At 47.2% G+C, this 5,413-nt stretch carries 2 tRNA genes and 3 rRNA genes; all 5 read left to right on the plus strand.

What is annotated here, in order from left to right:
* The first annotated feature begins 160 nt into the window (after positions 1-160).
* The 5 genes from JCM17102_RS20455 (at position 161) to rrf (ending at position 5,366) form a co-directional block, all read left to right on the plus strand.
* A 16S ribosomal RNA gene (locus JCM17102_RS20455) occupies positions 161-1,684 on the plus strand.
* Between the two features lie 230 nt (positions 1,685-1,914).
* A tRNA-Ile gene (locus JCM17102_RS20460) sits at positions 1,915-1,988 on the plus strand.
* Between the two features lie 54 nt (positions 1,989-2,042).
* Positions 2,043-2,116 (plus strand) — tRNA-Ala (locus JCM17102_RS20465).
* A gap of 162 nt (positions 2,117-2,278) precedes the next feature.
* Positions 2,279-5,156, plus strand: a 23S ribosomal RNA gene (locus JCM17102_RS20470).
* Positions 5,157-5,255: 99 nt separating this feature from the next.
* Positions 5,256-5,366, plus strand: a 5S ribosomal RNA gene (gene rrf / locus JCM17102_RS20475).
* The 16S, 23S and 5S rRNA genes sit together here with 2 tRNA genes alongside, the layout of an rRNA operon.
* The last annotated feature ends 47 nt before the right edge of the window (positions 5,367-5,413 follow it).

Genomic DNA, 5,413 nt, shown 5'->3' on the forward strand with positions numbered 1-5,413 from the left:
AAGTTCTTTGACATATTGATAAACAATACAAGTAGTACAATAAAAAAATAGAACCGTCAATATCTTGTTTTATAGGTATTATAAATGAGTTCAATAATAAGAGTACGGCATCCTGAACAGAGCAAAGAGGATATCCTTTTGGATATTCAAAAATACTATTACAATGAAGAGTTTGATCCTGGCTCAGGATGAACGCTAGCTACAGGCTTAACACATGCAAGTCGAGGGGCAGCATATTTCTAGCAATAGAGATGATGGCGACCGGCGCACGGGTGAGTAACACGTATCCAACCTGCCTTATACTCGGGGATAGCCTTTCGAAAGAAAGATTAATACCCGATGTTATAGTCTAACCGCATGATTTGACTATAAAAGATTTTCGGTATAAGATGGGGATGCGTTCCATTAGATTGTAGGCGGGGTAACGGCCCACCTAGTCTTCGATGGATAGGGGTTCTGAGAGGAAGGTCCCCCACATTGGAACTGAGACACGGTCCAAACTCCTACGGGAGGCAGCAGTGAGGAATATTGGTCAATGGGCGAGAGCCTGAACCAGCCAAGTAGCGTGAAGGATGACTGCCCTATGGGTTGTAAACTTCTTTTATATGGGAATAAAGTATTCCACGTGTGGGATTTTGTATGTACCATATGAATAAGGATCGGCTAACTCCGTGCCAGCAGCCGCGGTAATACGGAGGATCCGAGCGTTATCCGGATTTATTGGGTTTAAAGGGAGCGTAGGTGGACAGTTAAGTCAGTTGTGAAAGTTTGCGGCTCAACCGTAAAATTGCAGTTGATACTGGCTGTCTTGAGTACAGTAGAGGTGGGCGGAATTCGTGGTGTAGCGGTGAAATGCTTAGATATCACGAAGAACTCCGATTGCGAAGGCAGCTCACTGGACTGCAACTGACACTGATGCTCGAAAGTGTGGGTATCAAACAGGATTAGATACCCTGGTAGTCCACACAGTAAACGATGAATACTCGCTGTTTGCGATATACAGTAAGCGGCCAAGCGAAAGCATTAAGTATTCCACCTGGGGAGTACGCCGGCAACGGTGAAACTCAAAGGAATTGACGGGGGCCCGCACAAGCGGAGGAACATGTGGTTTAATTCGATGATACGCGAGGAACCTTACCCGGGCTTAAATTGCAAATGAATAATCTGGAAACAGGTTAGCCGCAAGGCATTTGTGAAGGTGCTGCATGGTTGTCGTCAGCTCGTGCCGTGAGGTGTCGGCTTAAGTGCCATAACGAGCGCAACCCTTATCTTTAGTTACTAACAGGTCATGCTGAGGACTCTAGAGAGACTGCGTCGTAAGATGTGAGGAAGGTGGGGATGACGTCAAATCAGCACGGCCCTTACGTCCGGGGCTACACACGTGTTACAATGGGGGGTACAGAAGGCCGCTACCTGGTGACAGGATGCTAATCCCTAAAACCTCTCTCAGTTCGGATCGAAGTCTGCAACCCGACTTCGTGAAGCTGGATTCGCTAGTAATCGCGCATCAGCCATGGCGCGGTGAATACGTTCCCGGGCCTTGTACACACCGCCCGTCAAGCCATGAAAGCCGGGGGTACCTGAAGTACGTAACCGCAAGGAGCGTCCTAGGGTAAAACTGGTAATTGGGGCTAAGTCGTAACAAGGTAGCCGTACCGGAAGGTGCGGCTGGAACACCTCCTTTCTGGAGTGATGTCGTACCAACGATTTCATTGGTTCTATTGATTGTACTACTGGTACTTGTTTATTTATAAATATAGATCACCATCTATAGAAGTATAGATAGAGATAAACAAGAGAAATAAAGAAGCCGAGTCTAACATCAGGTAGACAAGGTTGAATTATCGAGCAAGATAGAGCATAAGCGATGCTTGCATCGATTATGCCGAAAGCCTCCGATAATGCGTAGAACATAGTCCTATAGCTCAGTTGGTTAGAGCGCTACACTGATAATGTAGAGGTCGGCAGTTCAACTCTGCCTGGGACTACTCCGAACAAAAATTGTCGTTGTCAATGCAATATTGCAATGTTCAATTCCTCTTGGGGGATTAGCTCAGCTGGCTAGAGCATCTGCCTTGCACGCAGAGGGTCAACGGTTCGAATCCGTTATTCTCCACAGTCTCTGAAAAGAGAAACGATCTTTGACATGATGTACAAAAAGTAAAATTTAGTAAAGAGCTAAAAGTATATATCGAACCGTACGTTTTAAGTACCGCGATATTGAGTACTCGGGTTTAATACCTGATACTTAATAGCTGATACTTGAAAGTAAGTTTGAAAGAAAGTAAGCAAGGGCGCATGGCGGATGCCTTGGCTCTCGGAGGCGATGAAGGACGTGATAAGCTGCGATAAGCTCTGGGTAGGTGCAAATAACCTTTGATCCAGAGATTTCCGAATGGGACAACCCGTCATTCTGAAGGAATGTCATCCATCTTTGATGGAAGCTAACGCAGGGAACTGAAACATCTTAGTACCTGTAGGAAAAGAAAATAATAATGATTCCCCTAGTAGTGGCGAGCGAACGGGGATTAGCCCAAACCACTCATGTTACGGCATGTGTGGGGTTGTAGGACCACGATGTCGCAAGACATTTGATGAGTAGAATCCTCTGGAAAGTGGAACCATAGACGGTGATAGTCCGGTATACGAAGTCAAATTAAGCGTAGTGGTATCCTGAGTAGCGCGGGACACGAGAAATCTTGCGTGAATCCGCCGGGACCATCCGGTAAGGCTAAATACTCCCGAGAGACCGATAGCGAACCAGTACTGTGAAGGAAAGGTGAAAAGCACTTCGAATAGAAGAGTGAAATAGTCCCTGAAACCATGCGCCTACAAGCGGTCGGAGCTTTTTAAGAAGTGACGGCGTGCCTTTTGCATAATGAACCTACGAGTTACTTTTTCCGGCAAGGTTAAGTGTCTTTAGACATGTAGCCGAAGCGAAAGCGAGTCTTAATAGGGCGTCAAGTCGGAAGGAGTAGACGCGAAACCAAGTGATCTACCTTGGTCAGGTTGAAGGTTAGGTAACACTAACTGGAGGACCGAACCGATAAGCGTTGAAAAGCTTCCGGATGAACTGAGGGTGGGGGTGAAAGGCTAATCAAACTTGGAGATAGCTCGTACTCCCCGAAATGCATTTAGGTGCAGCCTTGTGAGTTACTAATGTGAGGTAGAGCGACTGATAAGATGCGAGGGCTTCACCGCCTATCAAGTCTTGACAAACTCCGAATGCGCATTAGTTCTATCACAGGAGTGAGGGCATGGGTGCTAAGGTCCATGTCCTAAAGGAGAAGAATCCAGACCATCAGCTAAGGTCCCCAAATAAACACTAAGTTGAACTAACGAAGTCAGATTGCTAAGACAGCTAGGATGTTGGCTTGGAAGCAGCCATTCATTTAAAGAGTGCGTAACAGCTCACTAGTCGAGGAGTTTGGCGTGGATAATAATCGGGCATTAAGTGTTTTACCGAAGCTATGGGATCAGTAATGATCGGTAGGGGAGCATTCCACTCAGCGTCGAAGGTGAAGCGTGAGCTTTGCTGGAGCGTGTGGAAACGCAAATGTAGGTATAAGTAACGATAAAGGGGGTGAGAAACCCCCTCGCCGAAAGACTAAGGTTTCCTGATCAACGCTAATCGGATCAGGGTTAGTCGGGTCCTAAGGCTCAGCCGAACGGTGAGGCCGATGGCAGAACAGGTTAATATTCCTGTACTACCTAAAGGAGTGACGTGGAGACGGAGCAGTGACAGCGCCGCGGACTGACGGAATAGTCCGTTGAAGGGTGTAGATGTTGATCATCCCAGGCAAATCCAGGATGAGAGTCGATCCTGATAGTATACCAAGTTCTTCGGAATGCGGTAATAGTGCGTGTAATCATACTCCCAAGAAAATCCGCTAAACTTAATCCTTGAGGTACCCGTACCGCAAACGGACACACGTAGTCGGGTTGAATATACTAAGGCGCTTGAGTGATTCCCGGTTAAGGAACTAGGCAAATTAACCTGTAACTTCGGGATAAAGGGTCCCAACTTCCGTTGGGCGCAGAGAATAGGTCCAGGCAACTGTTTAACAAAAACACAGGGCTGTGCTAAATTGAAAGATTACGTATACAGCCTGACACCTGCCCGGTGCTGGAAGGTTAAGAGGAGATGTTATCGCAAGAGAAGCATTGAATTGAAGCCCCAGTAAACGGCGGCCGTAACTATAACGGTCCTAAGGTAGCGAAATTCCTTGTCGGGTAAGTTCCGACCTGCACGAATGGTGTAATGATCTGGACACTGTCTCAACCGTGAGCTCAGTGAAATTGTAGTATCGGTGAAGATGCCGATTACCCGCGATGGGACGAAAAGACCCCGTGAACCTTTACTATAGCTTAACATTGAATTTGGGTAATTGATGTGTAGGATAGGCCGGAGACATTGAAGCAGGTACGCCAGTATTTGTGGAGTCGCTGTTGAAATACGGCCCTTTGATTATTTGAGTTCTAACTCGTTGTTACGAGGACACTGTTTGGTGGGTAGTTTGACTGGGGTGGTCGCCTCCAAAAGCGTAACGGAGGCTTCTAAAGGTGCCCTCAGGACGATTGGTAACCGTCCGTAGAGTGTAATGGCATAAGGGCGCTTGACTGGGAGACTAACAAGTCGATCAGGTAGGAAACTAGAGCATAGTGATCCGGTGTTTCCGTATGGAAGGGACATCGCTCAAAGGATAAAAGGTACTCCGGGGATAACAGGCTGATCCCTCCCAAGAGCTCATATCGACGGAGGGGTTTGGCACCTCGATGTCGGCTCGTCACATCCTGGGGCTGGAGAAGGTCCCAAGGGTTGGGCTGTTCGCCCATTAAAGTGGCACGCGAGCTGGGTTCAGAACGTCGTGAGACAGTTCGGTCTCTATCTATCGTGGGCGTATGAAATTTGCGTGGCTCTGACACTAGTACGAGAGGACCGTGTTGGACTGACCTCTGGTTTACCGGTTGTGCCGCCAGGTGCATTGCCGGGTATCTAAGTCGGGATTGGATAAGTGCTGAAAGCATCTAAGTACGAAGCCAGCCACAAGATTAGATTTCTTAGGGTCGTCACAGACGATGACGTTGATAGGATGCAGGTGTACAGGTGGTAACATCAAAGCCGAGCATTACTAATTGCCCGTTCACTTTCTTTCGGACGGTGCGGATCGCGATATATACGTTTAGCGGAATATCAGTAACGTTAGATTCTGATATATTTTTAAGTTTTACTTTTCATCATGTCATAACCTTTTTAAGGTGGTTATAGCACGAGGGTTCCACCTCTTCCCATTCCGAACAGAGAAGTTAAGCCTCGTCACGCCGATGGTACTGCGTAACAGTGGGAGAGTAGGTAACTGCCGTTTTTGAAGGAGCCCCTTGAGTCGAATGATTCAAGGGGTTTTCTGTTTTT

Origin of the sequence: Bacteroides faecichinchillae JCM 17102 (assembly GCF_000614145.1) — a bacterium.
GTDB classification, from domain to species: Bacteria; Bacteroidota; Bacteroidia; order Bacteroidales; family Bacteroidaceae; genus Bacteroides; species Bacteroides faecichinchillae.